This is a genomic window from Glaciecola sp. HA4-3, assembly GCF_055693685.1.
Genome location: NZ_CM146340.1, coordinates 1,051,089 through 1,076,043, shown reverse-complemented (window position 1 = coordinate 1,076,043; position 24,955 = coordinate 1,051,089). Strand labels below are relative to the sequence as shown.

The 24,955-nt window shown below is 39.7% G+C and carries 18 protein-coding genes, 3 tRNA genes and 4 pseudogenes; 9 read left to right on the top strand and 16 right to left on the bottom strand.

All coding sequences use genetic code 11. The features are described from left to right. Nucleotides 1-47 precede the first annotated feature (47 nt). The 6 genes and pseudogenes from pspF to ACZ1G6_RS05105 all read left to right on the top strand — a co-directional run bounded on the left by pspF (nucleotide 48) and on the right by ACZ1G6_RS05105 (nucleotide 6,716). Nucleotides 48-1,168 (top strand): annotated as a pseudogene (gene pspF / locus ACZ1G6_RS05130) (phage shock protein operon transcriptional activator). Between the two features lie 43 nt (nucleotides 1,169-1,211). Next, nucleotides 1,212-2,906: an ABC transporter substrate-binding protein gene (locus tag ACZ1G6_RS05125; RefSeq protein WP_472618345.1), complete on the top strand. Its 1,695-nt coding sequence runs from the start codon at nucleotides 1,212-1,214 to the stop codon at nucleotides 2,904-2,906. Next, a complete protein-coding gene (locus ACZ1G6_RS05120; RefSeq protein ID WP_472618344.1) occupies nucleotides 2,903-3,934 on the top strand; it encodes an ABC transporter permease subunit in 1,032 nt (343 codons plus the stop codon). The genes ACZ1G6_RS05125 and ACZ1G6_RS05120 overlap by 4 nt, the downstream gene beginning before the upstream one ends. Beyond that, entirely contained in the window at nucleotides 3,921-4,814 is an 894-nt protein-coding gene (locus tag ACZ1G6_RS05115; protein WP_472618343.1) for an ABC transporter permease subunit, read from the top strand. The genes ACZ1G6_RS05120 and ACZ1G6_RS05115 overlap by 14 nt, the downstream gene beginning before the upstream one ends. Further along, the gene (locus tag ACZ1G6_RS05110; protein WP_472618342.1) at nucleotides 4,814-5,878 is read left to right on the top strand and encodes an oligopeptide/dipeptide ABC transporter ATP-binding protein; all 1,065 of its coding nucleotides are present in this window, start codon (nucleotides 4,814-4,816) and stop codon (nucleotides 5,876-5,878) included. Before ACZ1G6_RS05115 ends, ACZ1G6_RS05110 begins: the two co-directional genes overlap by 1 nt. 4 nt (nucleotides 5,879-5,882) lie before the next feature. Beyond that, complete coding sequence (locus ACZ1G6_RS05105; RefSeq protein ID WP_472618341.1) at nucleotides 5,883-6,716, top strand: ATP-binding cassette domain-containing protein; 834 nt, start codon at nucleotides 5,883-5,885, stop codon at nucleotides 6,714-6,716. A 517-nt stretch (nucleotides 6,717-7,233) separates the two neighbouring features. On the opposite strand, the gene ACZ1G6_RS05100 is transcribed toward ACZ1G6_RS05105, so the two are convergent. The 15 genes and pseudogenes from ACZ1G6_RS05100 to ACZ1G6_RS05030 all read right to left on the bottom strand — a co-directional run bounded on the left by ACZ1G6_RS05100 (nucleotide 7,234) and on the right by ACZ1G6_RS05030 (nucleotide 20,673). Continuing rightward, the gene (locus ACZ1G6_RS05100; protein ID WP_472618340.1) at nucleotides 7,234-7,527 is read right to left on the bottom strand and encodes a hypothetical protein; all 294 of its coding nucleotides are present in this window, start codon (nucleotides 7,525-7,527) and stop codon (nucleotides 7,234-7,236) included. 179 nt (nucleotides 7,528-7,706) lie between these two features. Beyond that, on the bottom strand, nucleotides 7,707-8,537 hold the full coding sequence (locus tag ACZ1G6_RS05095; protein WP_472618339.1) for a fimbrial biogenesis chaperone: 831 nt from the start codon (nucleotides 8,535-8,537) through the stop codon (nucleotides 7,707-7,709). 14 nt (nucleotides 8,538-8,551) lie between these two features. Beyond that, complete coding sequence (locus ACZ1G6_RS05090; protein WP_472618338.1) at nucleotides 8,552-9,031, bottom strand: hypothetical protein; 480 nt, start codon at nucleotides 9,029-9,031, stop codon at nucleotides 8,552-8,554. After that, nucleotides 9,032-9,904, bottom strand: a complete 873-nt coding sequence (locus ACZ1G6_RS05085) for an SPOR domain-containing protein (protein ID WP_472618337.1) — start codon at nucleotides 9,902-9,904, stop codon at nucleotides 9,032-9,034. A gap of 89 nt (nucleotides 9,905-9,993) precedes the next feature. Continuing rightward, the gene (locus tag ACZ1G6_RS05080; protein WP_472618336.1) at nucleotides 9,994-12,585 is read right to left on the bottom strand and encodes an SPOR domain-containing protein; all 2,592 of its coding nucleotides are present in this window, start codon (nucleotides 12,583-12,585) and stop codon (nucleotides 9,994-9,996) included. Beyond that, on the bottom strand, nucleotides 12,582-12,914 hold the full coding sequence (locus ACZ1G6_RS05075; protein ID WP_472618335.1) for a hypothetical protein: 333 nt from the start codon (nucleotides 12,912-12,914) through the stop codon (nucleotides 12,582-12,584). Before ACZ1G6_RS05075 ends, ACZ1G6_RS05080 begins: the two co-directional genes overlap by 4 nt. Nucleotides 12,915-12,997: 83 nt before the next feature. After that, on the bottom strand, nucleotides 12,998-14,128 hold the full coding sequence (locus ACZ1G6_RS05070; protein WP_472618334.1) for a sodium ion-translocating decarboxylase subunit beta: 1,131 nt from the start codon (nucleotides 14,126-14,128) through the stop codon (nucleotides 12,998-13,000). A gap of 2 nt (nucleotides 14,129-14,130) precedes the next feature. Further along, nucleotides 14,131-15,932, bottom strand: a pseudogene (oadA, locus tag ACZ1G6_RS05065) (sodium-extruding oxaloacetate decarboxylase subunit alpha). Between the two features lie 21 nt (nucleotides 15,933-15,953). Beyond that, entirely contained in the window at nucleotides 15,954-16,217 is a 264-nt protein-coding gene (locus ACZ1G6_RS05060) for an OadG family protein (RefSeq protein ID WP_472618333.1), read from the bottom strand. A 260-nt stretch (nucleotides 16,218-16,477) separates the two neighbouring features. Beyond that, nucleotides 16,478-16,555 (bottom strand) — tRNA-OTHER (locus ACZ1G6_RS05055). 28 nt (nucleotides 16,556-16,583) lie between these two features. Beyond that, nucleotides 16,584-16,660: transfer RNA gene (locus tag ACZ1G6_RS05050), tRNA-Arg, on the bottom strand. 18 nt (nucleotides 16,661-16,678) lie between these two features. Continuing rightward, nucleotides 16,679-16,771 (bottom strand) — tRNA-Ser (locus ACZ1G6_RS05045). 165 nt (nucleotides 16,772-16,936) lie between these two features. Beyond that, nucleotides 16,937-17,128: a carbon storage regulator CsrA gene (csrA, locus tag ACZ1G6_RS05040; RefSeq protein ID WP_472618332.1), complete on the bottom strand. Its 192-nt coding sequence runs from the start codon at nucleotides 17,126-17,128 to the stop codon at nucleotides 16,937-16,939. Between the two features lie 227 nt (nucleotides 17,129-17,355). Then, a pseudogene (alaS, locus tag ACZ1G6_RS05035) lies at nucleotides 17,356-19,976 on the bottom strand (alanine--tRNA ligase). A gap of 256 nt (nucleotides 19,977-20,232) precedes the next feature. Then, nucleotides 20,233-20,673, bottom strand: a complete 441-nt coding sequence (locus ACZ1G6_RS05030) for a regulatory protein RecX (RefSeq protein WP_472618331.1) — start codon at nucleotides 20,671-20,673, stop codon at nucleotides 20,233-20,235. A 170-nt stretch (nucleotides 20,674-20,843) separates the two neighbouring features. Between ACZ1G6_RS05030 and ACZ1G6_RS05025 the strand changes: the two genes are divergently transcribed. The 3 genes and pseudogenes from ACZ1G6_RS05025 to ACZ1G6_RS05015 all read left to right on the top strand — a co-directional run bounded on the left by ACZ1G6_RS05025 (nucleotide 20,844) and on the right by ACZ1G6_RS05015 (nucleotide 24,323). Beyond that, a complete protein-coding gene (locus tag ACZ1G6_RS05025) occupies nucleotides 20,844-21,446 on the top strand; it encodes a peptidogalycan biosysnthesis protein (protein ID WP_472618330.1) in 603 nt (200 codons plus the stop codon). Then, a complete protein-coding gene (locus tag ACZ1G6_RS05020; RefSeq protein WP_472618329.1) occupies nucleotides 21,424-22,056 on the top strand; it encodes a GNAT family N-acetyltransferase in 633 nt (210 codons plus the stop codon). The genes ACZ1G6_RS05025 and ACZ1G6_RS05020 overlap by 23 nt, the downstream gene beginning before the upstream one ends. A 178-nt stretch (nucleotides 22,057-22,234) precedes the next feature. Beyond that, nucleotides 22,235-24,323 (top strand): annotated as a pseudogene (locus ACZ1G6_RS05015) (M13 family metallopeptidase). Nucleotides 24,324-24,364: 41 nt separating this feature from the next. On the opposite strand, the gene ACZ1G6_RS05010 reads toward ACZ1G6_RS05015, so the two are convergent. Then, a complete protein-coding gene (locus ACZ1G6_RS05010) occupies nucleotides 24,365-24,955 on the bottom strand; it encodes a DUF938 domain-containing protein (RefSeq protein ID WP_472618328.1) in 591 nt (196 codons plus the stop codon).

Sequence of the window (24,955 nt, the reverse complement as noted above, 5' to 3'; positions counted from 1 at the left end):
ACTATATTTTAGTAAATTTGACCAAAATTTAAATTAGTGACCACTCCATGTTTGAACAAAAAAATGAAATGCTTGGCCAAGCCAATAGTTTTTTGGAAGTTATCGAGCAAATATCTCAAGTCGCCCCGCTTCAAAAACCAATTTTAATAATAGGTGAAAGAGGCACCGGTAAAGAGCTAGTTGCCTCACGTTTACATTTTTTGTCAAAGCGCTGGGAACAAAACTACGTCAAACTCAATTGCGCAGCTTTGAGCGAAAGTCTTTTAGAATCTGAACTTTTTGGTTATGAAGCAGGTGCGTTTACGGGTGCTTCAAAACGACGGGAAGGTCGCTTTGAATATGCTGACAATGGGACTTTATTCCTAGATGAACTAGCCAATACTTCCGCATTGATTCAAGAAAAACTTTTGCGAGTCATTGAATACGGTGAGTTCGAACGAGTTGGCGGCACAAGAACCGTTAAAGTAGATGTCAGACTAGTGGCTGCGACAAATGAAGATTTACCCAGTTTAGCCGAGCAAGGAGAGTTTAGAGCCGATTTGCTTGATAGGCTTGCGTTTGACGTTATTACTATACCGCCACTTAGAGAACGAAAAGATGACATATTGATGCTTGCAGAAACATTTGCTATCAATATGGCTAGAGAGCTTGAGCTTGAGCTATTTAGCGGTTTCACAAAAAAAGCAAAGGAGACGCTGTTAGACTACTCGTGGCTAAAGGCAATATCCGCGAACTGAAAAATGTAGTTGAACGAGCGGTATATCGCACGCCCGCCACTTTGCCTGTTCACGAAATTGTACTTGACCCTTTTGAGTCGAAATACCGTCCAACGCAACGCATAAAAGCACCAAACAGAATTGAAAATAACTTACCTAGCGCCTCTTCAAGCTCACTTGTAGTAAACGAACAAGACTCAAATAATCAACCATCACATGACCCTTTGACGCCAAACACAACAAATGAGATAGCCAACACACAAAGCTTGCCAAGTTTTCCTTTGGATTTAAAAGCTGTTTCTCAAAATTATGAAATTGATCTAATTAAGAGTGCACTTGCTGAATCGCAATATAACCAGAAGAAAACAGCAGAAAAACTATCATTAACTTATCACCAGTTAAGAGGTTATTTAAAAAAATACAATTTGCTTGAAAACTCTGAAGCAGATTAGGCTATGATTATGTTTTATATCGTACATCCGTAGTTTAATTGTGATGAATTTACTATCAAACATGGTCTTAAAAGCGAGTCTGCGTAAAGTAAGTATCGCTAAATTGCTGCCCAAAAACGTTTTCGTTTTTTTAAGCACATGGGTGAAGGTGTTTGTGTTGTCTTGCCTTACATTAGCTTATGGCTGTGGAAATAAAATTCCCGTTAATAAAAATGCGATTACTTTTTGTTCTGAAAGCAACCCTGCGTATTTTAATCCGCAGCTTGATACCTCCAGTACAACCGCTGATGCTTCTGCCCACCAGCTGTATGACCGATTGCTTGAGTTCAACCCAGACAATGGACGTATAGAAGCTGGTTTAGCGAGCAGTTATCTTGTTAGTGAGGATGGCCTACGATATACCTTTCAATTAAGAAGAGGCATTTTTTTTCATACCACGTCTTATTTTACACCCACTCGTACTTTCAACGCTGATGATGTTATTTTCAGTATTGATCGTTGGCGTTTAGCCAACCACCCATTTCATGAGGTAAATGGAGGTAGTTACCCCTATTTTGATTCCTTAAGACTTGATCAAACCATTAAAAGCGTCGAACGTATAAATGGATACCGAGTAGAAATAACTCTATTTACACCCGATAGTTCATTTTTGGCCAATTTGGCAACGGACTTTGCCGTTATTTTATCGAAAGAATATGCCGATCAATTAGTAACAAATGGCAATCAAGACCATATAGATACCTTGCCCATAGGAACTGGCCCATACAAATTTAACGACTATAAACAAAATCATCATATTCGATTTGAGCGACATGACGCTTATTTTAAAGATGTGCAAGGCATGCAGCATTTGTTGTTTGATATCACACCAAAATCGTCATTAAGAATGGCAAAACTTATCACAGGCGAGTGCGATGCAACGGCTTTTCCTTCTCAAACTGATTTAGAAGTCGTACAAGAAAGAGAAGACCTAGTTTTGTTAGAAAAGCCAGGATTAAATGTAGGATTTTGGGCGTTTAATACTAACAAGCCACCGCTTGACAACCCGATGGTTCGTCAAGCGCTAGTGTTGGCTGTCGATAAAACGTCATTGTTAGATGCCATTTATTTAGGTCAAGCTACACGTGCAAAAAGTATTATTCCTTCTGCGTCGTGGGCGTATGATAATAATACAAAAGAGTTGGGCTATAACCCTGTCAGAGCAAGAGAGTTGCTAATTGAAGCGGGCTTATCTAACGATTTTACGATTGAAATATGGGCGATGCCTGTGCGCAGAGCATATAACCCTAATGCTACCAAAATGGCCGAGCTCATCAAACGATATCTAGAAGAAGTTGGCGTTCAGGTTAATATTGTGACCTATGATTGGAATATATTTCGAGAAAACCTCAAACTTGGTATTCACGACTCAGTATTAATTGGCTGGAATGCTGATAATGGCGACCCTGATAACTTTTATCGTCCCTTACTTACATGTGATGCGATTCCCTCAGGCACAAATCGCGCGATGTGGTGCAATAAGCAGTATGATCAAATTATTAGCGAAGCATTACTTACAGATGATCCCCAACAGCGCCAAAGCCTGTATCAGCAAGCAAATGAGCTTATTTATCAAGAAACGCCGTTGATGCCAATTGCCCATGCCTATCAATATCAGGCTTTACGTAGCGACCTTAAAGGGATGCAGATTAACCCCTTTGGCGGCATCAATTTTGAAAATGTCGAGCGTTTGCCATGATTAAGTTATTTTTGCGCTATCTAAATTTGATGGTATTCACCATTCTTACTTTATTAGTGCTATCGTTTTTTCTTCCATACTTATTCCCTGGCGATTTATTACAAAACATCTCAGGCATAACACCTAATTCAGCTGAGCAACGCGCTGCACTGGAGGCTGCATATCGGCTAGACGAAAGCATCTTCGCTCAGTTTAGTGTGTATGTGCGCAATTTGCTTGATGGGAATTGGGGGATAAGTAGTGTGACACAGTCCTATTTGTTTGACGAAATCACACAGTCTCTACCCGCAACACTTGAATTAGTGATTTATGCACTTTTACTGGCGATCTTTATTGGTATCCCAATAGGATTTTTGTCTGGCCTAAAGCATCATAATAAAATCGATTTTTCAGTCGTTACTTTCAGTATGGTGGGTTATTCGTTTCCTGTATTTTGGCTAGCCCTTATTTTTATTACCGTTTTTTGTTTGCAACTTGAGTGGCTCCCTATTAGTGGGAGAATTGACTTGTTATACGAGGTCAAGCAGCAAACAGGTTTCGTATTTATTGATATATATTTGAGCGACATACAGGACAAATCAAGTGCAGTCGCGGATGCTCTTCGGCACCTTATCCTGCCTACTGCATCAGTCGCTATTGTCATCATTGCACTATATATTCGCTTTACTCGTCGTTCAACCATGGATGTTATGCAACAAGATTACATCATAGCGGCGCAATCTCGCGGCTTTACCCAACGGCAAATATTTTTTAAACATGGTTTAAAAAATGCGTTATTACCGATATTGCCGATACTAGCACTACAAATTAGCACCTTAATTACGAACGTAATGATTGTAGAGACAATATTCACTTGGCCCGGTGTAGGAAATTGGTTGATACAAGCTATTAACCAACAAGATTACCCTGCCATTCGTGCCGGTATGCTGGTAGTGTCAGTGATAGTGTTGACCTTGACCATTACCATTGAGTTTGTTACGCGGGCGCTCGATCCAAATAAGGAAGCATTAGAAAGTGCAGCGGCTTAATCTATATCAAGAAGAATATCACCCGTCACCATTGGCGCATATTTGGATAGAATTTAAAAAAAGCCATTTAGCGGTTATTGGTCTAATTGTGCTGACGCTATTTTTGGTGATTACCTTGCTCGTTCCATTGATTGCACCGTATGATCCTGACTTGCAAAATACCAATAATATTCTGTTGCCTCCTTCATGGCATCCAAATGGTTCGGTCGCACATTTGTTCGGTACTGACAGCTTAGGCCGTGATGTCTTCACACGCTTGCTATATGGAATACGAGTAACTTTTGGAAGCAGTCTTATCATCGTGTTAATTGCCAGTTTCATTGGTGTTGGACTAGGCGCTGTTGCAGGGTCAGTTCGCGGTGTACGCTCAAGCATTGTTAATCATTTATTTGATTCAATAATGTCTATTCCAACTCTGCTTATTGCCATAATCGTGGTAGCTATTTTAGGTGCAGGTCTATTTAATACGATGCTTGCTATCACCCTTGCACTTATTCCACAGTTTATTCATCAAACCCGAAGCTTTGTAAAAGCAGAACTTGCAAAAGATTACGTTACACTTGAAAGGCTAGATGGCGCTAGTTCCTCTCGTATATTTTTCTTTAGTATTTTACCCGGTATGATTGAGTTAGTCGTAATTCAGGCGACAATAGCACTGTCTATCGCTATTTTAGATGTGTCAGCCTTAGGGTTTTTATCCCTAGGAGCACAAAGCCCTAGCATTGAATTGGGACAAATATTATCTCAAAGTCTGGAAGCAGCATATGTGGCACCATGGCTTATTGCCCTGCTAGGATTCTTTATATTTTTGATGGTGTTATCGGTTAATATTGTAGGCGAAGGCTTACGTTCAGCCTTAAGAAGCAGGTTAAAATACTAATGGCATTGTTGGATATTAAAAACCTTACCTTATATATGGAGTCGAATGGACAAAGCATAAAGGCACTTGAAAAAGTGAGTTTTAGCTTACATGAAGGCGAAATTAAAGCCTTAGTCGGAGAGTCTGGCTCAGGAAAAACTCTTGTCGTTAAAGCCATTATTGGTGCCCTTCCTCATCATTGGCACATCAAAGCTGATCGATTAACATATAAAGGGCAAGACTTAGTCAACATGACTTATGAGCAAAGGCGTCAAATTATGCGCCGCGAAATTGCAGTGGTATTTCAAGAGCCGACCTCAGCGCTTGATCCTTCTGTAAAGCTAGGTGATCAAATAGAAGAAAGTATTCCGTCTGAATTTATTGATAAAGGTTGGTTTTGGCAACGCAATAAGCAACGCAAGGAAATCGCGATTAGCCTCATTCACAAAGTTGGTATTAAAGACCACGCTAGATGGCTAAATTGTTATCCACATGAAATACCTACCGATATTAGTCAAAAAATCATGATTGCTATGGCACTGGCTTCTGAACCTAGTATTTTAATAGCCGATGACAGTACCAGAAGCATGGAGAGTATCACCAAAACACAAGTACTGCGCTTGTTAGTTAAATTAAACAAAACAAAAAATTTATCTATACTGTTTGTTAGCCATGATTTATTGGCAATTACCAGCATTGCAACAAGCATGACGGTTTTATATTGTGGTCAAACGGTTGAATCTGGGAAGGTTAAATCATTACTTAAAAGACCCCTTCATCCCTATACCAAAGCACTATTGGATAGTGCTCCAAGTTTTCAAACCAGTTTAGCATGCAAATCCCCCTTAAAAGCCTTAAAAGGCACCATACCAAGCTTTCAACATCTACCCACTGGTTGTCGGTTAGGACCTAGATGTCCTAATGCTCAAAAAGAATGTGTGCAAGTACCTGTCATGCGAAATATTCATGACCACCAATATAGTTGCCATTTTCCTTTGCATTTGCCAAACAAAATGAAATCAAAGCAAGATGACGACACACAAAGTGCCATCAGGTTCTCGCCTGATGAAGCAAGTCAAGGGTAAACAAATGACTAAAGTCAATATGCTCAATAATCCGCTTGATAAGCCAATGCTAACGGTAGAAAACTTGCATTATGAGCATAAATCAAAAGTTGGTTTGTTTAAGCCTGAGCATGTTTTTAAGCTAGGCCCGATAAACTTCGATATGTTTAGAGGCGAAACCATTGCCATTATTGGCAATAACGGCTCAGGCAAAACCTTATTAGCAAAATTGTTAGCCAATGCCATCTCCCCGAGTTCAGGTACTATTAGTTTTGATAAAGATGCGTTTCAAGAAGAGGACATAAAATCTATCAATCAAAACCATGCAATTAGGATGATTCTGCAGCACTCTAAAAATGGCATGAACCCAGCACTTTCTTTGGGGACTGTGTTTCATAATATATTGAAGCTAAATACCGATTTAGACGAACAAGCGCGCATTGATAAGATTGAAAAAACGTTGTTGATGGTTGGTCTGTTGAGCGATCATTATTATTTTTATCGCCATATGCTATCAGACGGCCAACAGCAAAGGGTAGCGTTGGCAAGAGCCCTATTGTTAGATCCGCAAATAATTGTGGCAGATGAACCTTTTGCTGCACTCGATCCTTCAGTTAGGTCGCAAACCGTCAATTTAATTTTAAAATTGCAGGCAGAATTAGGCTTAGGCTTTATCTTTATTTCACACAATATTGGTATTGTCAGACATATTAGTGACAGGGTATTGGTTATGGATAAGGGAGAAATAATAGAGCAAGGCGTTACGAACAAAGTATTTGCTGCGCCTCAGCAGGCATTGACCCAAAAGTTAGTGCAAGCGCACTTCAATTTGGTCGAGCGACATTTTAGTCAGTTATAGGATAATCAGCTTTAAGATAGTCAATCGTAATGTAACCATTTTGATTTACTGATAGCGACTTAATAGCGATTCAAAAAACTATCAATCAACCTTGAGATAATATCTTGCATAAACACGTCCTAAATTTAAGGGTTAAAAAAGCCAGCGTAAAGCTGGCTTTTTATTGACGTCGTTTCAACGCATTTAAACGTTTAAATGCGAATTTTAGTAACCTACAGAAATTGTATAGTTTCCTACATATGCACCGTCAGCATATGGCTCTGTTGAAGCTGCGTCGTCAGTTTCTAACGTTGCACCTACAGCAAAGTTCACAGCACCATTTACATCAGTAGTTGCTTCATTTGTTGTTGCAACGTAAAGAGAAAGTGCATTTGGCCCATCTAAGATATATGCAGTAAACGTGTTTACTTCAAAACCAGAGTGCTAGGAGGAGCTGTTGCTAGCGCTAGGTTAGCAGTTGTTGGTAGTGTTATCTCTATGTCAGAGAATGGAGCAGCGTTAGTGACAGCATACTCACCTATGGTGTATCAGGAGTAAGCTCTACGATAGCTGCAGCAGCACCGCCAGATGCTGGTACGTTTGTTGTACCATCGCCAGAGACAACGTATGTTGCTTGAACCGTGCCTGCTGGGTCAGCGGTAGCTCTAATAGTACCAAATGAAATGGCTGACGTTTCTGCGAAGTCAAAAGTATTTTGAACTGTAACAGTTGCCTCAGATACCACTGGTGCTTGAGCTAGAGTGTTAGTTGAAACCGCAGCAAGTAAAGATGCAGATACTAATGCGGTATATAAATGGTTGCGTTTAAACATAAAAAACTCCAATTGTTTTTTAATTAATCAACGACACAGTAACGCAAGCATACTCGCGACAACTCTGTCTTGCAGAATGAATAAAGGTTCTTACTCATTCGATTCTTAAGGCGGTTAATTGCCCACAATGAACATATCGGCGCTTTTTAAATTCCCTTAACTATTTTTTTCAAATATTCCTATCTTATAAGATAATTATTGGCAGGAACTCTCTGAAACTCCTTATCGCCAAGTAGAGTTAACTCAAGCTTGCCTTGGTCTGGACGGTAGTCATCATTTAAAGAAACAACCTTTTTATACATATCAAGCTCGGTGAAGAAATTAATATTATTTAGGCGGCCAACGACTGATTCTGTGCCATCGGGTAAGGTTTGTACTACTCTTAACTTACCAAAAAAGCTTGTTTCACCATCACGTTTTAATGTTACTTCAATTTTTTCTCTATCAGAGCTCTCATCTAGTACCTTTTGAGCATTTACTATATTCATGCTGACTTGTGGCTCTTGGGTCCTGACTATAATCGGAACTGAATAATTGACAAAAAGATTCATCTCTAACTTAATCCCGTCAATAGGCTCGTCATCTTCTTCTAGCCTAACTGACTCTTCCGGAATGACTGTAAATAGAAGATGTGAACGATATTCTGGCTCAATCATTGACGAGTTACGTCTGAGCATGACCTTAACTATTTGGCGCTCATCAGGATCTAATAGCACCTGCCTAGGACTTAAACGCAAAAATGATTGTGCGCTGTATTTGAAATCCTTTGTATCAGCATCTTGATCATATAAGGTGTCAAACCCTGCCACTTTGTCTTCCCAACTTAAACGGTACACTTGTCGTCTATCCGTGTTATTAATTAACACCAACTCTTGCACTCTGTCTCTATCATCAAAAACAACTCGTGTTGGAGCAATTAAAAGCTTAGCGTTTGCTGAACTCATAAATACTGTAATAAATAGCAACAATCCAATTGCAACATGTTTGTGTTTTGTATATGTGATGTCCATAAGAATTCCTAAATCTAAAAACTAACGGTTATTTCAATTCTGTGTGTAAAGGTCGTATCAGCAAAGGTTAAGTTACCATTGCCAGAAGTCTGCAATACCCCACCAAAGCGTATTTCAGCTGTACCAGAGCGGCCAATCACCGCAGTATTTGCAATTTCTACACTATCTAGGGTGAATTTTTCAGGTGAGACAACTGGCGTTGTACTCTGCGATTGCACTACTCTGGCGCTTAAATCAATCTGTGAACCTGGAGGATAATCAAAAAGTTCAACTAAACCATGCTCGCCCTGTTGCAAAACAAGAATATTGGATGATTTAGAAAAATTACCAAACTGATCAATCGTAATATTTTCAATCGACGAATTATTTAACACCGCAATCGTGCCGAATTCGAGTGGCCGTATTAATCTAATATCAGCTTGCATAGAGAATGAAACAAAAACCATTTGTAGCGCGATAACATACTTAATGGTTTTAACAGCAAGTGCCCTCATTTATATACTAACCCCAGTATACCGAGCAACACCGCAGTACATTCCTGCATTAGCCACTTTTTCACATATTTGACGCGCATCGTTGTTAGAGCTATATGGGCCAACTCTTAAACTAAAATACTTTTTGTTTTTGACTATTACTTCGTCTACTTTGGGCTGACGATTACACGTAATGGGATCGATAGTAGTTTTAAGTTCAGCCCATCCGCGTTGTATCATTTGTTCCTGACTATAAGAAACTAAATGAATCGCATATTCTCCTGACTCACTCAAGCAAGCAACATCAGGTGGAACAACAGCCCTGACAGGCCCTACGATATTTGCAGTATTATGGCGATCGACTCTAAGTGCAATTTCATTATCGGCCGGCGAAGAAAACTTATTGTCAATGGATTGCACGTCAAGCATTTGCTCTTTGCTCATTGGTTTTTGTACGCTTCCAAGTTCTAGTGTTTGGCCACCAAAGGTTTGTTGTTCATCAGCAACATTGTCAACCTCTAGTATATTTTGAAATCTAGAGTTACCCGCGATATTAGCCATCTCTGGCGCAGAATCATTCTCAATTGCCTGTGGTGGTTCTGAAAATGAAGTAAACCCAGTTTGTTGAGTGTTTGATGGTGAGGCGAGACCAGTATAACTCTCATTAGCCGACTTAATATCTTGCATGACGTAACTTAAGTCTTGTTCTAGTTCAACAAGTCGTAATATTGACGGTTGCAGCTCTTTCCACTGCTGAAGCTCATCGTAAACACTTTCAATTTTGTCTGCTTTTATTCTCTCGTTTGTAGAAACTGACTCCGTTGATAAACACGCCGAAAGGCTCACTGTGCAAGTCAACAAGACAAGTTTTATTGCTTTTTGATTTATAGTCATTTCGGATACCTATCAAAGATCGTAAATTTGCATTACTACATAAACGTTAATATGGTTAGCAAGCCTTGCACAAAAAATGCCAATCTGTATTAAGATTTTGAAATTGAATGCTGAACGACATTGCAGTTACTAAAACTCTTTTTCAACACTTCGCATCGGGCTTGCGCTTGCTCAATTGTCGCGTAAAACCCCGTAGCGACATAAGTGAGCCTTTGTTTTTCAACAATTACACTATTGTTGACAAGGCTTGACGCTCTTGATTGCTTTAATGCTTCTTTATAAAAATTAGCTTTCTCAACACTGTTAAATTGCGCGATGGCAGTAATGAAGCCTTTAAGGTGATTTACTTCCTTGATCTCAAGCGTCTTGTCTACTATTAGTAAAGGAGTATTGCTGACTTGGATGTCCAAGTCGGTTGCTACATATTCAACTGGGTTATATGAATCCTGATCAACGCGCAGCAAATAACGACCGGGCCTTAAATTAGTCATAAAAAAGTAACCATCAAATGCAGTTTTAGTGCTTTGAACTACTTTATTTGATTTCGTATCAATCAATAAAACCGATTGATTTGCTCTTTCTTCTAGATTTCCATTGAGCAAACTGGTCTGCACTACCCCTTCTAATTCAGAAAAATACACGAGCGGAAAATCTACCTCATGAGTAATGCCAGCCCTTGGCGTAATCGAAAAACCGTCAATTAGTGGCAGAAGGTAAGGCTCTTGTACTTTTGATAAGTCGACATAAATATCGGTTTTCTTTTGAGACGTCATTCCCAATAATTCTGCAATACCCTGCGGATTCGTATCAGCACGTCTTGATGTTTGTACCGAATGAACTCGCGCATTTTCAACAATGTACTCACCGTCGTCATACCTAGCATTTAAATTTTTATCAATAAAGACACGAACCAAAACATTCCCAGAGTTAGTGACCGATCTATCGGATGCAAAAACTTGTTCATTTGAATGGCTATAACCTAGGTTAATTCTTAAGTTCAGACCTAATTCCCAATTATCATCATCGAAATATCGCGCATTTCCATTGATGTAGTAATTTCCATTTTTATATTCGAGCCCAGCTCTCACATTATTTTGTTTTGTATCTACAAAGTAACGATGATTAATAAAAGTACTTAGACGGTCGTTGATAGACCAACTAATGTTAGTATCTATCACAGATAATGAAAAATCTTCTTCGAATCGGTCAGAAAAACTCAGCCCTGTTCTGATTAAGGCACGTCCAAATACTCTTTCGAGGTTAAGTGTGTTTGTAATGAAATCATTCGTTGTATCTGTTTGTTTGTCAGATTCGCGAGAAAACTCAATTAAATTAAATAAGCGAGTATTTAGTATTGTTAAACCGATGTTGTTCGATATCGTTAAAATATCAGATATATCTTCGGTCGATTGAAAATTAATTTCGTTTTGATAATTGAGTCTTGACTGCGACTCAAAGAGTAATCGACCTGAGTTGACCAAGTTAAATTGTTGAACTTCAAGCCCGGTCACATCTCTTTCGTAAACATGATTTAGTCGTAAACTCTGTTGTCCGAACGCAGTTCTTAAAGAGTTTTCAGTTCTTAGGAAATCGTCATTGCCTACAGCAGTATCATTATCAAAAATAATTCGATTAAAAAGTCGACTCGTTACGCCCAAGCCCGCCACGTTTGAAGCGTTATTGTTATTAATATTGTCATCTGTTTCAAATCTATTACGATGAAACAGGCGTAAACTCGTATCATTATTAACACTAAAACGATATTGACCGGCTAGTTCATAGCCAGACTGATTAGTATCTAATGTTCCCAAGAGATTGTCAGCTAAATCCACAAACGAAAGCGAGTATTCTAATTCTCTTTCTAGTTTGGTATTCCGATCTACAATTTGTTGATAGGTCTCAGTTCGAAACTGTCCCTGTGGCCCATAAAATCGGATTTCTAAATTGTTTTGACCGTAAAACAAGTCTATATCTCTAAACTCATATTGACCGCTTGTGATATCAACAATGCGTTCAATCAGTACATTGTTTCGGTACAGTTCGACATCCCAATTAACGTCTACTGGGCCAATTAAATCAACAGTTTCAAAATTAAAGCTTTGGAACAAATCACGATTAGAAACAAATAAACCTCTACTTTGATTACTAGATGACAACCCGCGTATGTTTACAGGCACGATGTCGCCAACCTCAACAGTTGAAGCATTTAATATTCCCAGGAGGTCTTTGTTATTTGACTCTTTTGAAAAGGTCAAACGAGAATCTTTTAACACATCATCATCAAAGCCACTCATAAAAAAGCGAGTATTTACCATCGCGATATCACGATTTCCAAGAATAGAATATCGACTTGTTGTTTCGTCATCGTTGTCGTAACTAAAACCTATTTGAGCGTCTAATGTTTGCGATGAGAGGATTTCATAACCGCGATACAAATGAGGAAATCTTGCTACTTTTTGTTTGTTGTTGATGGAAAAAGGATTTTCTTGCCTTGCAAGTCTAATCTGAAACGGAAGCTTGTTAGTTGGTTCCAGTAAAAAGTCTAAATTGGTAAAATTAATTGTGGCGTTTAATTCAAACCACTTTGATACGGTTTTGTAATTAATGTAATAACGGCCATCATGAAACACAAAATCACTGGGGTCCAGCTGAATATTTTGTGCAGAAAGTTGGACAATCACTGACTCAAGGGGGAATTAATCACTGGATTAAAGTCTAGAGAGAAGCGATTGGACTCATTGATATACCAACCTTCATACTTGTTAAGACTTAATTCAATTGGAAAATCAATTAATTGAAAAAACTCTTCTAGCTCTATATAAACAGATTCATTTTTTACTAAGCCAATTGCAGTACCAAGTTCAAATTGTTTAGTTCTGACTGTTAAGAAAAGTTCCTCTCCATCTTGATATCGAATAGTACTGATTTGATTCGGTTCTTCTTGGGCATTAAGTGGCAACCCCACGCACATTAAGGCGGTAAATACGAGGGTTGACGAAAATCTTAACATTGTTCCGAACCTTATAAAAATTGAACATATCTTCTATTTTTTAAGGCAAAGCAATATTTGTTCCAAAACTTTTCGCTAAATTTTCACCCCACTAACGCCAACAAGATACCTGCGGCAACGGCGCTACCTAATACTCCGGCAACATTTGGCCCCATTGCATGCATTAACAAGAAGTTATGTGGGTTGGCTTCTAAGCCAACTTTGTTGACAACCCTTGCCGCCATTGGTACAGCTGATACGCCAGCAGCCCCTACTAAAGGGTTAATCGTTTCTTTGCTAAGCTTGTTCATTAATTTTGCCATTAGCACGCCAGCAGCAGTCCCAATTGAAAAGGCCACGGCACCAAGCGCCAAAATTCCGATGGTTTCCAGTGTCAAAAAATCTTCTGACGATAATTTAGACCCAACCGCTAAGCCTAAAAAGATAGTGACTGTATTAATTAGCGAATTTTGTGCAGTATAACTAAGGCGTTCGACAACTCCGCTCTCTTTTAAAAGATTACCAAAGCAAAACATCCCAACAAGTGGTGTTGCAGTTGGTAAAAATATCAGAGTCAATATTAATACCGCGATTGGAAATAATACTTTCTCAAATCGAGACACAACACGTAATTGTTTCATTTCAAGCTTGCGTTCATCAGGCGTAGTGAGTGCCTTCATGATGGGAGGCTGAATAATTGGGACCAGTGCCATGTATGAGTATGCAGCAACTGCGATAGCACCGAGTAGTTCTGGGGCTAATTTAGAGGCCAAAAATATCGCTGTGGGTCCATCTGCGCCGCCTATTATTGCGATAGCTGAAGCGTCTTGTAGGCTAAATTCAAAGCCGGGAATACCATTGAGAAGTATTGCCCCAAAAAGTGTTGCAAAAATACCGAACTGAGCTGCCGCTCCAAGCAACAACATTCGTGGATTAGCGATTAACGCGCCAAAATCTGTCATCGCGCCCACACCCATAAAAATCAATAATGGAAACACACCAGTATCAACACCAATATAATATATGTAATGCAATAAACCGCCGGCCTCACTAAAGCCCGCTAATGGTATATTGGTCAATAACGCTCCAAAACCAATTGGCAGCAATAGTAATGGCTCAAACTTTTTTACAATCGCTAAATATAAAAGCCCTAAGCCTACTGCCATCATGATGACTTGCCCCAACTCAAAGTGAGGGATTGCAGTGCTTTGCCATAAAATTGATAACTTATCCATTTTTAGCCCACCAACATAAGGGTTTGGCCTGATTGAACTGAATCACCTTCTTTGGTCGAAATTTGTTGCACCGTGCCGCTGACCGTGCTTCGCACTTCAGTTTCCATCTTCATCGCTTCTAAAATAACAATCACGTCACCTTCTTGGATTAGTTGACCTTCTTCAACGATGACTTTAAAAATGTTGCCCGATAGGGGGCTTTTATTTCTGTACTATTGACTGAAATCGATGGTGTTTGTGCTGCACTATGAGAACCAATATTACTAGGAGTTGCTAATGAAGCTTGGCTGACATTTGCTATCTCGCCACTTTCAGCGACATCTACTCGATATACCTTCCCATCTAAGCTAACTTGGTAGCTACAGGCATCCCCTTGAACAGGTGCCATGCTTCCAGCATCTATTGAGACATCAGGGGGAGAAGGTGGCGCCTCAAAGGCCTCAGGTTTGTGCCTGTTTTCCAAAAACTTAAGGCCAATTTGTGGAAACAAGGCATATGTAAGCACGTCGTCTATCTCATCACTTGCCAGTGTCATACTTTTATCTGCAGCGATCGCTTTTAAGTCTGCTTCAAGCTCGTCTAATTCAGGGGCAATAAGATCTGCTGGACGACATGTAATTGCTTCCTCTCCCGCTAGCACTTTAGTTTGCAGTGCCTTGTTAACAGGTGCGGCTGTTGCGCCATATTCACCTTTTAGTACGCCAGCGGTTTCTTTTGAAATAGATTTGTAGCGTTCACCAGTCATTACATTAATGACTGCCTGTGTACCCACTATTTGAGATGTTGGTGTCACTAGAGGGATAAAACCAAGATCCTCTCGGACTCTTGGAATTTCAAGTAAGACTTCATCAAATTTGTCTTCAGCACCCTGCTCTTTGAGTTGGCTTTCCATATTGGTCAGCATACCGCCGGGCACTTGCGCGGTTAATATCCTAGCATCGACACCTTTTAAACTCCCTTCAAACTGTGCGTACTTTGTTCGTATTGACCTAAAATAGGTCGCAATCTCGGCCATTAATTCGGTATCAAGTTGAGTATCTCGTTGTGTGCCATCCACAATAGCAGCAATGGTCTCGGTCGCACTATGCCCATAAGTCATGCTCATAGGGCTAATGGCGGTATCAAGAATATCAATACCCGCATCAATTGCTTTTTGATAAGTGGCAGTGCTTAAACCAGTTGTTGCGTGGCATTGCATCGCAATTGGCACGCCAACTGTTGCTTTCAATTCACTGACTAACTGTTCGCAATCATAGGGTTTCAGTAACCCTGCCATATCTTTGATACAAATAGAATCAACACCCATATCCTCGATACTTTTTGCCATGTCTAACCAAAATTGAAGATCATGTACTGGGCTAATCGTATAAGCGAGGGTGCCTTGCGCATGGGCACCGACATCTTTTGTTGCTTTAATCGCGGTCTGTAAATTACGAACATCATTCATCGCATCAAATATTCTAAAAACATCAACACCATTTTTATGTGCACGCTCTACAAATTTAATGACAACATCATCAGCGTAATGACGATAACCCAACAAGTTTTGACCACGCAATAACATCTGCTGGGGGGTATTAGGCATTGCATTTTTTATCGCTCTAATACGCTCCCATGGGTCTTCGCCTAAATAGCGAATGCACGCATCAAAAGTGGCGCCTCCCCAAGACTCCATTGACCAATATCCTAGCTTGTCGAGCTTTTCAGCTATGGGAAGCATGTCATCAAGACGCAGGCGAGTCGCTAATAGCGATTGATGAGCATCTCGTAATACAAGCTCTGTAATTTTTAATGGCGTTGACATAACGATAAAGTTCCTAAGTTTTTACGATTGACGTCGATGGGCATTGACGGCAGTACTGATAATGGCAAGTTCTTGAGAACTTAAATTCACTGTTGTGTATTGATTGTCCGTTGTTGTATTACAAGAATATTGCTTTGGTTTATCTGAAGATAAGTTAGCATCAGGGAAAAATTTAGCGATTGAAGCTATTGATATAATTCCTGCAATGAGCATTGTTAAAAAGGCAAATACAACTGCCATCCCTACGCCCATGAGCATGGCTGCCTCTAAAAGTTGCTCACCCATAAAAATCCTAATAATGTTGTGACGTTCACACGCTGTTAGTATGTATGATTAAATATCATGTAAGACGAACAAAAACAACGGAAAAAACTGATAAGTATGCGTAAAATCAAAGATTAAGACTAATTTCGTGCATAATATTCAGTTTTCATGAATATTTACGCGCAACGGACTGATTATTTTAGAAATGAAAAGAGATTAGAAACATGTTTTTGCTTTTAAATAGACACAAAAAAACCGCACTTAAGCGGTTGTTTTGTATGTGGCGCGTGCGGAAGGATTCGAACCTCCGACCGCCTGGTTCGTAGCTAAGGTACTCTATCCAGCTGAGCTACGCACGCGCAGAAACTATATACTTGTGTTTGATATTGGCGCGTGCGGAAGGATTCGAACCTCCGACCGCCTGGTTCGTAGTCAGGTACTCTATCCAGCTGAGCTACGCACGCGCTGTAATCAAACACAAATGGCGGAGAGAGAGGGATTCGAACCCTCGATAGGGCTACAAACCCTATACTCCCTTAGCAGGGGAGCGCCTTCAGCCACTCGGCCACCTCTCCAATTTGTGGAGCGCAAGTTTACTGAAACAGCACAGTAAGTCAATGCTTTTTTAGCGCAAAATCCACAAACGCTATAAAATTAACCAATATAAAAAACATCAGTCTTATAAAAACAAAAAGCTCGATCTAAAAATCGAGCTTTTGACAAAATAACAATAGACTGAACTATCCTTCAGCGACGTTTCCATTCCCTTTTTCAGCTTGGATACGCATGTAAATTTCTTCACGATGAACAGACACGTCTTTTGGTGCATTAACACCAATTCGAACCTGATTTCCTTTAACGCCTAGTACTGTCACAGTTACGTTATCACCCACCATGAGAATTTCGCCTACTCGGCGAGTTAAAATAAGCATGCAATGCTCCTGTAATTTCGCTTAATTAAATGATTGAACGTATCATTACACACCATACTTTCAAAGAATGTATGTGTTCGTAACTGTCCTTTAGCTATAAGTATAAGACAAAGATTTTGAGTGCGCCAGACAATCTCTTAAATTTATCAGATAAACCAAACACATACTCTTTTACTTTAAAAAAACTTAAGTGAAGTCTCGTTTGTAGAATTCAATCAGCACTATTACTAACTGTTTTCAATTAACCAAGCTTCAACGGAATTAAGTGCTTCAGTGAGCTTATCAACATGAGCACCACCGGCTTGAGCCATATCTGGACGCCCTCCACCTTTTCCACCGACTTGTTGCGCCAAGTGACTGACTAATTTGCCAGCATGATAAGTTTCGGTTAAATCTTTGGTCACACCCGTAATTAAGTTAACTTTATCATTTGTCGCTAATCCCAATACAATCACTCCCGATTGTAATTGATTTTTTAGCTCATCCATCATTGAACGAAGCGCCTTAGGCTCAGCATCCGTCACTTCGCTTACCAAAACCTTTATACCCTTAATCGTGACTACCTTATCGATAAGGTTTTTTGATTTTGCACCTGCTACTTGTTGTTTTAATTGCGCTAAAGATTTGTCAGATAACTTCAATTGACTAAGTACTTGCTCAGCTTTGTCGACTAGCTTTGTTTTGTCAGATTTTAATAACTGCGCTAGTTCTGACAAAACATCAGATTCATTTTGACTAAAAGAGAGCGCCGATTGACCTGTAATTGCTTCAATACGTCGCACACCAGAGGAAATACCACCTTCTGAGACAATTCTAAACAAGCCGATATCACCTGTTCGCTCAACATGTGTACCACCGCACAATTCAGTAGAAAAATCTCCCATACTGACAACACGTACTTCATCGTCATACTTCTCACCAAATAAGGCCATTGCGCCAGCCGCTTTCGCCTCATCTAAGGCCATAAGCTTGGTAGAAAGTGAGTTGTTTTGTCTAATCTGGTCATTAACGATATTTTCAATCTCGCTAAGCGTTGCTTTATCAATAGCGTCAAGGTGAGAAAAATCAAAGCGTAATTTATCAGCTTCTACTAGTGAGCCTTTTTGACTGACATGCTCGCCTAATACTTGGCGAAGCGCCGCATGTAATAAATGAGTCGCGCTGTGATTTAGTTTTATCGCTTCACGCTCTGGCCCTATCAACACTGACTTGAACAGTGTCGCCAACACTTAAGGTATCCTCAAGCGATAAAGCATGCACAAATGCAGCGCCGACTTTTTGAGTATCCTTAATATATGCATTCACATTAGCCGTTTGAGCTTTCCACTGAATTACACCGGTATCACCCGATTGGCCGCCTGACTCAGCATAAAATGGCGTATGGTCGAACACGACAAGAACATCACCTTCACTCGCTCTATCAACACTTACTTGGCTATCACCCTGTGTTGCGATGATTTCTTTGACAGTGACGGTTTCACTTAAACTTTCATACCCGGTAAATGTCGTCTCATGCTCAATCGACAAATTGTTATTGTAGTCATTGCCAAATTTACTTGCAGATTGCGCCAATGCTTTTTGCGCTTGCATGGCTTTATCAAAGCCTTCTTCATCGAGGCTGAAACCTTGTTCGCGAGCGATATCTCCAGTTAAATCAATTGGAAACCCATAGGTATCGTATAATTTAAATATTACTTCGCTAAGGCACGGTTTTACTTTTCAGTTTAGGTAATGTGTCGTTAAGAATGGCCATACCGCGTGATAAGGTATTTAAAAATTGCTCTTCTTCTATGCGAAGAACTTTTTCAATCATACTTTGATTTTTTACCAGCTCTGGATATGCCTCACCCATTTGCGTAACTAGCTGTGATACCAATTTGTAGAAAAATACATTTTTGGCACCTAGTTTATATCCGTGGCGCACAGCTCTTCTGACAATTCGCCTTAATACATAAGCCCTTCCTTCGTTTGAAGGTACGACACCATCACAAATTAAAAAGGCGCATGACCTAATATGGTCAGCAATGACTCTTAAGGACTTATTTTCAAAATCTTGAGTACCCACAACCGAAGCTGCGTCTTTGATTAATGCTTGGAAAAGGTCAATCTCATAATTACTATGAACATTTTGCAAGATAGCGGCTATGCGCTCTAGCCCCATTCCCGTGTCAATAGATGGCTTAGGAAGCGGTAACATATCGCCATTTGCCTGACGGTTAAACTGCATGAATACAAGATTCCAGATTTCTATAAACCTATCACCGTCTTCTTCAGGCGAGCCAGGAGGACCGCCCCAAATATGTTCGCCATGGTCATAGAAGATTTCAGAGCATGGACCACAAGGACCTGTGTCGCCCATTGACCAAAAATTATCTGAGGTAGAGATACGAATAATGCGCTCTTTTGGCACCCCAATTACTTTTTCCCAAATATCAAATGCTTCATCATCTTCATGATAAACCGTTACAAGCAGCTTTTCTTTGTCTAAACCTAACTCTTGCGTCAAAAAAGTCCATGCAAAACCGATCGCTTCTTTTTTAAAGTAATCACCAAAACTAAAATTTCCCAACATTTCAAAAAAAGTATGGTGTCGGGCGGTATACCCTACATTTTCTAAATCATTATGTTTACCACCAGCACGAACACATCGCTGCGATGAAGTTGCTCTAGAGTATGCGCGTTTTTCTTGGCCTAAAAATACGTCTTTAAATTGATTCATACCTGCATTGGTAAAAAGCAAAGTAGGATCATCATGAGGTACCAGTGAAGATGTCGCGACCTCTTGATGTTGATGTTTGGCAAAAAAATCTAAAAAGGCGCGTCTGATATCGGCAGTTGAGCGTGTCATTAATGGTCCTATTGTATTCACGTATCGAGTTCAATTTATTAGCTAAGTAAGTTACCTATAAACCAATGATTTTGCACACTAGTTAGTGCACTATCCGCGCAAAATTCATCACAAAAACTCACTTAGGATTTTATTCGCGAACAATAGCATTATTTAGGTCAAAAATTAAGTTTATTTAGTAAGCTCAAAGGGTAATAAATATTACATAGACCAAGACCATAAAAGACGTTTTAACAGTCTAGTAAAAATTAAAAGATCAGAACGCTTCGTTGATGTGGTCTTGCTCAAAGCCCCTGTATTGCAGAAACTTCATTTGCTTTTGCTTTTCTATAAACGCTTTAGGTACTTCGCCGCCAAACTTCTTCACTCTTACTTGCTTCGCTAATTCGTACCAATCAAGCTCTTGGTTATCAATACCCGCTTCAATGACTTCGCTGGCAATATTATGACTAGACAGTATATGTCGAATAACAGTAGGCCCCTTTCCTTTATTGTAGGCCCCCCTGATATAGCTTACTGCAAAGCGACTGTCAGATTGAAGGTTTTGGCGTTTGTACTCTTCAATACACAATTCAATAATACTCAAATTGTATTGTTTAGCTTGAAGCTTCTGATATAGCTCATGTTCGCTATACTCTCGCCTTGCGAGCATACGCATAATAATTTGATTGATAACTTTTGATTGTTCTGAATCCATTAATGTTCCGTTTGTGTATTCATTATTGCGCTATCATTAATATTCAATCGAAAAGCGTTAAGTTGCAATTAAATGAAGTTGATTCAATCAATTGTGCGATTGCAGGTGTCGATATTTCAACACCATAACCTATATAATAACCGACATTTTAAAAGGCACACAACCTACATATGAATCTTCAATGGATTAGTATTGGTAGTATTGACGAAATTTCCCAGGCAGAATTTTCGCAACTAACAGATATAGACGCTTCAAGCCCCTTCTTAAGCTATGAATTTTTATCTGCGCTAGAAAACACATCATGTGTCGACTCTAGTAAATCCAACACGGCCATTATCGATGATGATAATCTTTTGCAAACCTCTACTGGATGGACCGTATGCCACTGGTTAATCAAACATAACGATGAAGTAGTCGCGTTTATGCCCGGCTATATTAAACATCATTCCTATGGTGAGTATGTCTTTGACCACAGCTGGGCTCATGCATATCAGCAACACGGGCTTTCTTATTACCCCAAATGGATAAATGCCATTCCTTTTACCCCAGTAACAGGTCCAAGATTACTGCTAAATAGCGAAAAAATAGACGAAAAAGCAATTATTTCTCACCTTGATAAAAATCGTCAGGCCATTGCAGAATCTTTGAAAGTATCCTCGCTACATTTTTTATTTGTCAAACAATCGTCATCAAAAATGAAAAAGGAACATGGTTTTCATCAACGGATATCTGTGCAATTTAATTGGCACAATGAGATCTTACAAAGACTTTGATGATTATCTTAATGAAATGACAGCAAGACGCAGGCGTTCAATTAAAAAAGAGCGAAAAGGTATTGGCAAACAACATACCCGTGTCAGTCGGCTTACTGGTACGGATATTTCGCCACAAGATATGGATTTTTTCTATCGTTGTTATCAGCAAACTTATCTTAAACGCTCTGGCCATACCGGATATTTGTCTGAAGCGTTTTTTAAACAGCTCCACGCTAAATGCGCCGATAATATCTTGTTAGTTTTGGCAGAAAACGACACCAGCAAAATTGCCGCAGCGTTGTTTCTGTATGACGAAAATGGCCTGTATGGGCGTTATTGGGGAGCACTTGAAGAGGTTTCTGGCTTACATTTTGAAGCTTGTTATTATCAAGGTATCGAATTTTGTATAGAGCGCGGCATTGATTTGTTTAATCCCGGGACACAGGGCGAACATAAAATTTTACGCGGATTTGAACCTACCCTATGTCATTCTAATCACTTTATGATTGAACCTGCATTTGATCAAGCCGTTCAAAACTTCTTAAACACAGAGACACCTCAAATAATGCATTACTTCAAAGCCTCAGCATCATTGTTACCATTTAAGTTATCGACTGATAATCAATAAATTGTTACAAGCTGTGTAGATGGCTTGATAAAGTGGCAGCACATACAATATGATGCTGTGATAGCATATAACAACAGTATATGCATACAAACGATGCCATAACATATAAAAGCAATGATAAAGCTCTATGGCGCTGTAATACTTACATCATAAAACTAATAACGACAGAAGGGTCCCCATGAAAAAATCAATTATCGCGATTGCAGTACTATCTAGTATTGCTTTATCTGCTTGCAGTGAACAACCTGAAGCAAACAGTGTTGTCGCTCAAAGCACTGAACAAGCAAGCGTTGAACAAACTATCACAAAGCCTGAGTTAGGTGAGTTTGGTATTGAAACATCAGCAATGAACACGCAGATAAAGCCTGGAGACGATTTTTTCATGTATGCCAGTGGCACTTGGTATGATAACTATGTGATGCCTGCAGATAAAACTCGTTTTGGTGCATTCTCGGTGTTAGCTGAGCGAAACGAAGAACGTATCAAAGCGATTGTTGAAGACTTATCAACAAAAACAGAGCTGAGTTTTGAAGAGCAGCTAGTCGCCGATTATTACAATGCTTATATGGACTTAGAAACCCTAAATAAGAAAGGCGTAGCGCCTATTCAAGATGCCTTACAAATGATTGCTGACGCCAGCAACGTAAGCGACCTAACCAAAATAATGGGCAATGCATGGTTGATTAATACAAATTCGCCTATCTCAGTTGGTTTGGGTGCCAATCGCTTAGATCCAAATAGTTATCAAGTATCAGTTGGTGTTGGTGGCCTTGGCTTACCAGATAGATCATATTATTTAGAGGACAGTGAAAGGTTTATAAATATTCGCAATGAATATAAAAACTCCATCGCTCAAATCTTAGCTTTAGGCGGTATGACTGAAACAGAACAAAAAGCTGAAGCCATACTAGCACTTGAAACGCAAATGGCTGAAGTAATGTGGCCTCGTGAAAAGCGCCGCAACAGAGACCTAACACTAAATCCGACAACAAATGAGGAACTAAACGCCAACTATGAAGGATTTGATTGGTCATTATTTTTTGAACAAACCGGATTCACAGTAAAAGATCTTAATGTCACACAACCAGAGCCTATCAAAGGTATGATTGAATTACTCAATAACGTTGATATAAAAGTGTGGCAGGACTACTTAAGTTATCACCTTATTTCAGGCAATGCTGGTTTGTTATCTGAAGAAATTTATAATACTAACTTTGCGTTTTATGGCACCACCTTAAATGGTCAACAAGAACCTCGTCCACGTTGGAAAAGAGCAGTATCTGCTTTATCAAGCACGCAAAGCCTTGGTTTTGCTCTGGGCAAGGTTTATGTCGAGCGTCACTTCCCTGAAAGCTCGAAAACACAAATGGTAGAGCTAGTTGAAAATTTACGTAAAGCACTTGATGAGCGCATTACTAATTTAGATTGGATGGGTGAAGAAACAAAAGTAAATGCGAAAGAAAAGCTAATGGCATTTGTACCTAAAGTGGGTTACCCAGATGTTTGGGAGTCGTTTGAAGGATTAACATTATCATCTGACGATCTTGTTGGAAATGTGCAAACACTACGACAGTTTTTTCAAAACAAACAAGTTGCCAGAGAGTTTGAAACAACAGATCGTACACAATGGTTTATGACGCCACAACAAGTCAATGCCTATTACAATTCGACATTTAACGAAATTGTATTCCCTGCTGGCATACTTCAAGCGCCATTTTTTGACCCTAATGCTGATCCAGCTGTTAACTACGGTGCAATTGGCGCGGTAATCGGGCATGAAATGGGCCACGGTTTTGACGACCAAGGTTCTAAATCTGATGCAATGGGTGTACAACGTAACTGGTGGACAGATGAAGACCGCGCCGCTTTTGAAGCCAAAACTGCAACACTCGTAGAGCAATATAATCAATATTCTCCCATCGAAGGTCATAACGTTAACGGTGCAAATAGCTTGGGTGAAAATATTGGTGATGTCGGTGGCTTAGCGATGGCGTATCACGCTTATCAGTTAAGTCTTAATGGTGAAGAAGCACCTGTTATTAATGGCTTCACTGGCGATCAACGTTTCTTTTTAGCATGGGCGCAAGTTTGGCGAGAAAAGCGCACAGAGCAAAGCATGCTTAATCAGCTCAAAGGTGGTACACATGCACTAAGGTAGATTTAGAGCGCTTGCTCCAAGAAATCACGATGCTTGGTATAAAGCCTTTGATGTGAAAGAAGGTGATAAGCTTTATGTCGCACCAGAGGATAGAGTGCGCATTTGGTAATTACGCCTACACTGAAAAAGCCCGTACTATTGCGGGCTTTTTTATTTTCGCCAAACCAACAAATGATTATTGGCTGGCATATCAATTATATTGAGCAAATTCAATTCATCAGCCCAAGATTGAAGCTCTTCGATATCCCTATATCCCCCTCGACCTGACGCTAGCAATTTGTGATGAAAATCTTTATTACTTTGGCTAGTAAAACGACCATCTTGTGTAAAAGGCCCATACTGGCAAAATATGCCGCCCGCAGGCAAGTTCCGTTGAATCAGGCGCATCATTGCTTTAACTTCGTCTCGTTGCATAATATGCGCAGTATTGGCGCTAAACACAGCATCAATTGGAACATCTGGCCAAGGGTCTTTAGGAATAGTGAATGTCATGGGTAAACAAAGGTTTTCACTTGGATATTCATAAATCCATTGTTTTATCGAATCATGATACTCGAGTTGGTCAGCGGTATACCACTTAAGATGAGATAAGTGTTTAGCAAAGTATACGGCGTGCTGGCCTGTACCTGAGCCTATTTCTAAGACGTGTTTGTGCTTTGCAAATAAATGTACTAATTGAGCCAGAATCACCTCTTTATTGTTCTCACAAGCTTGGCTAAACCGCTTCAACTGTGTACTCAT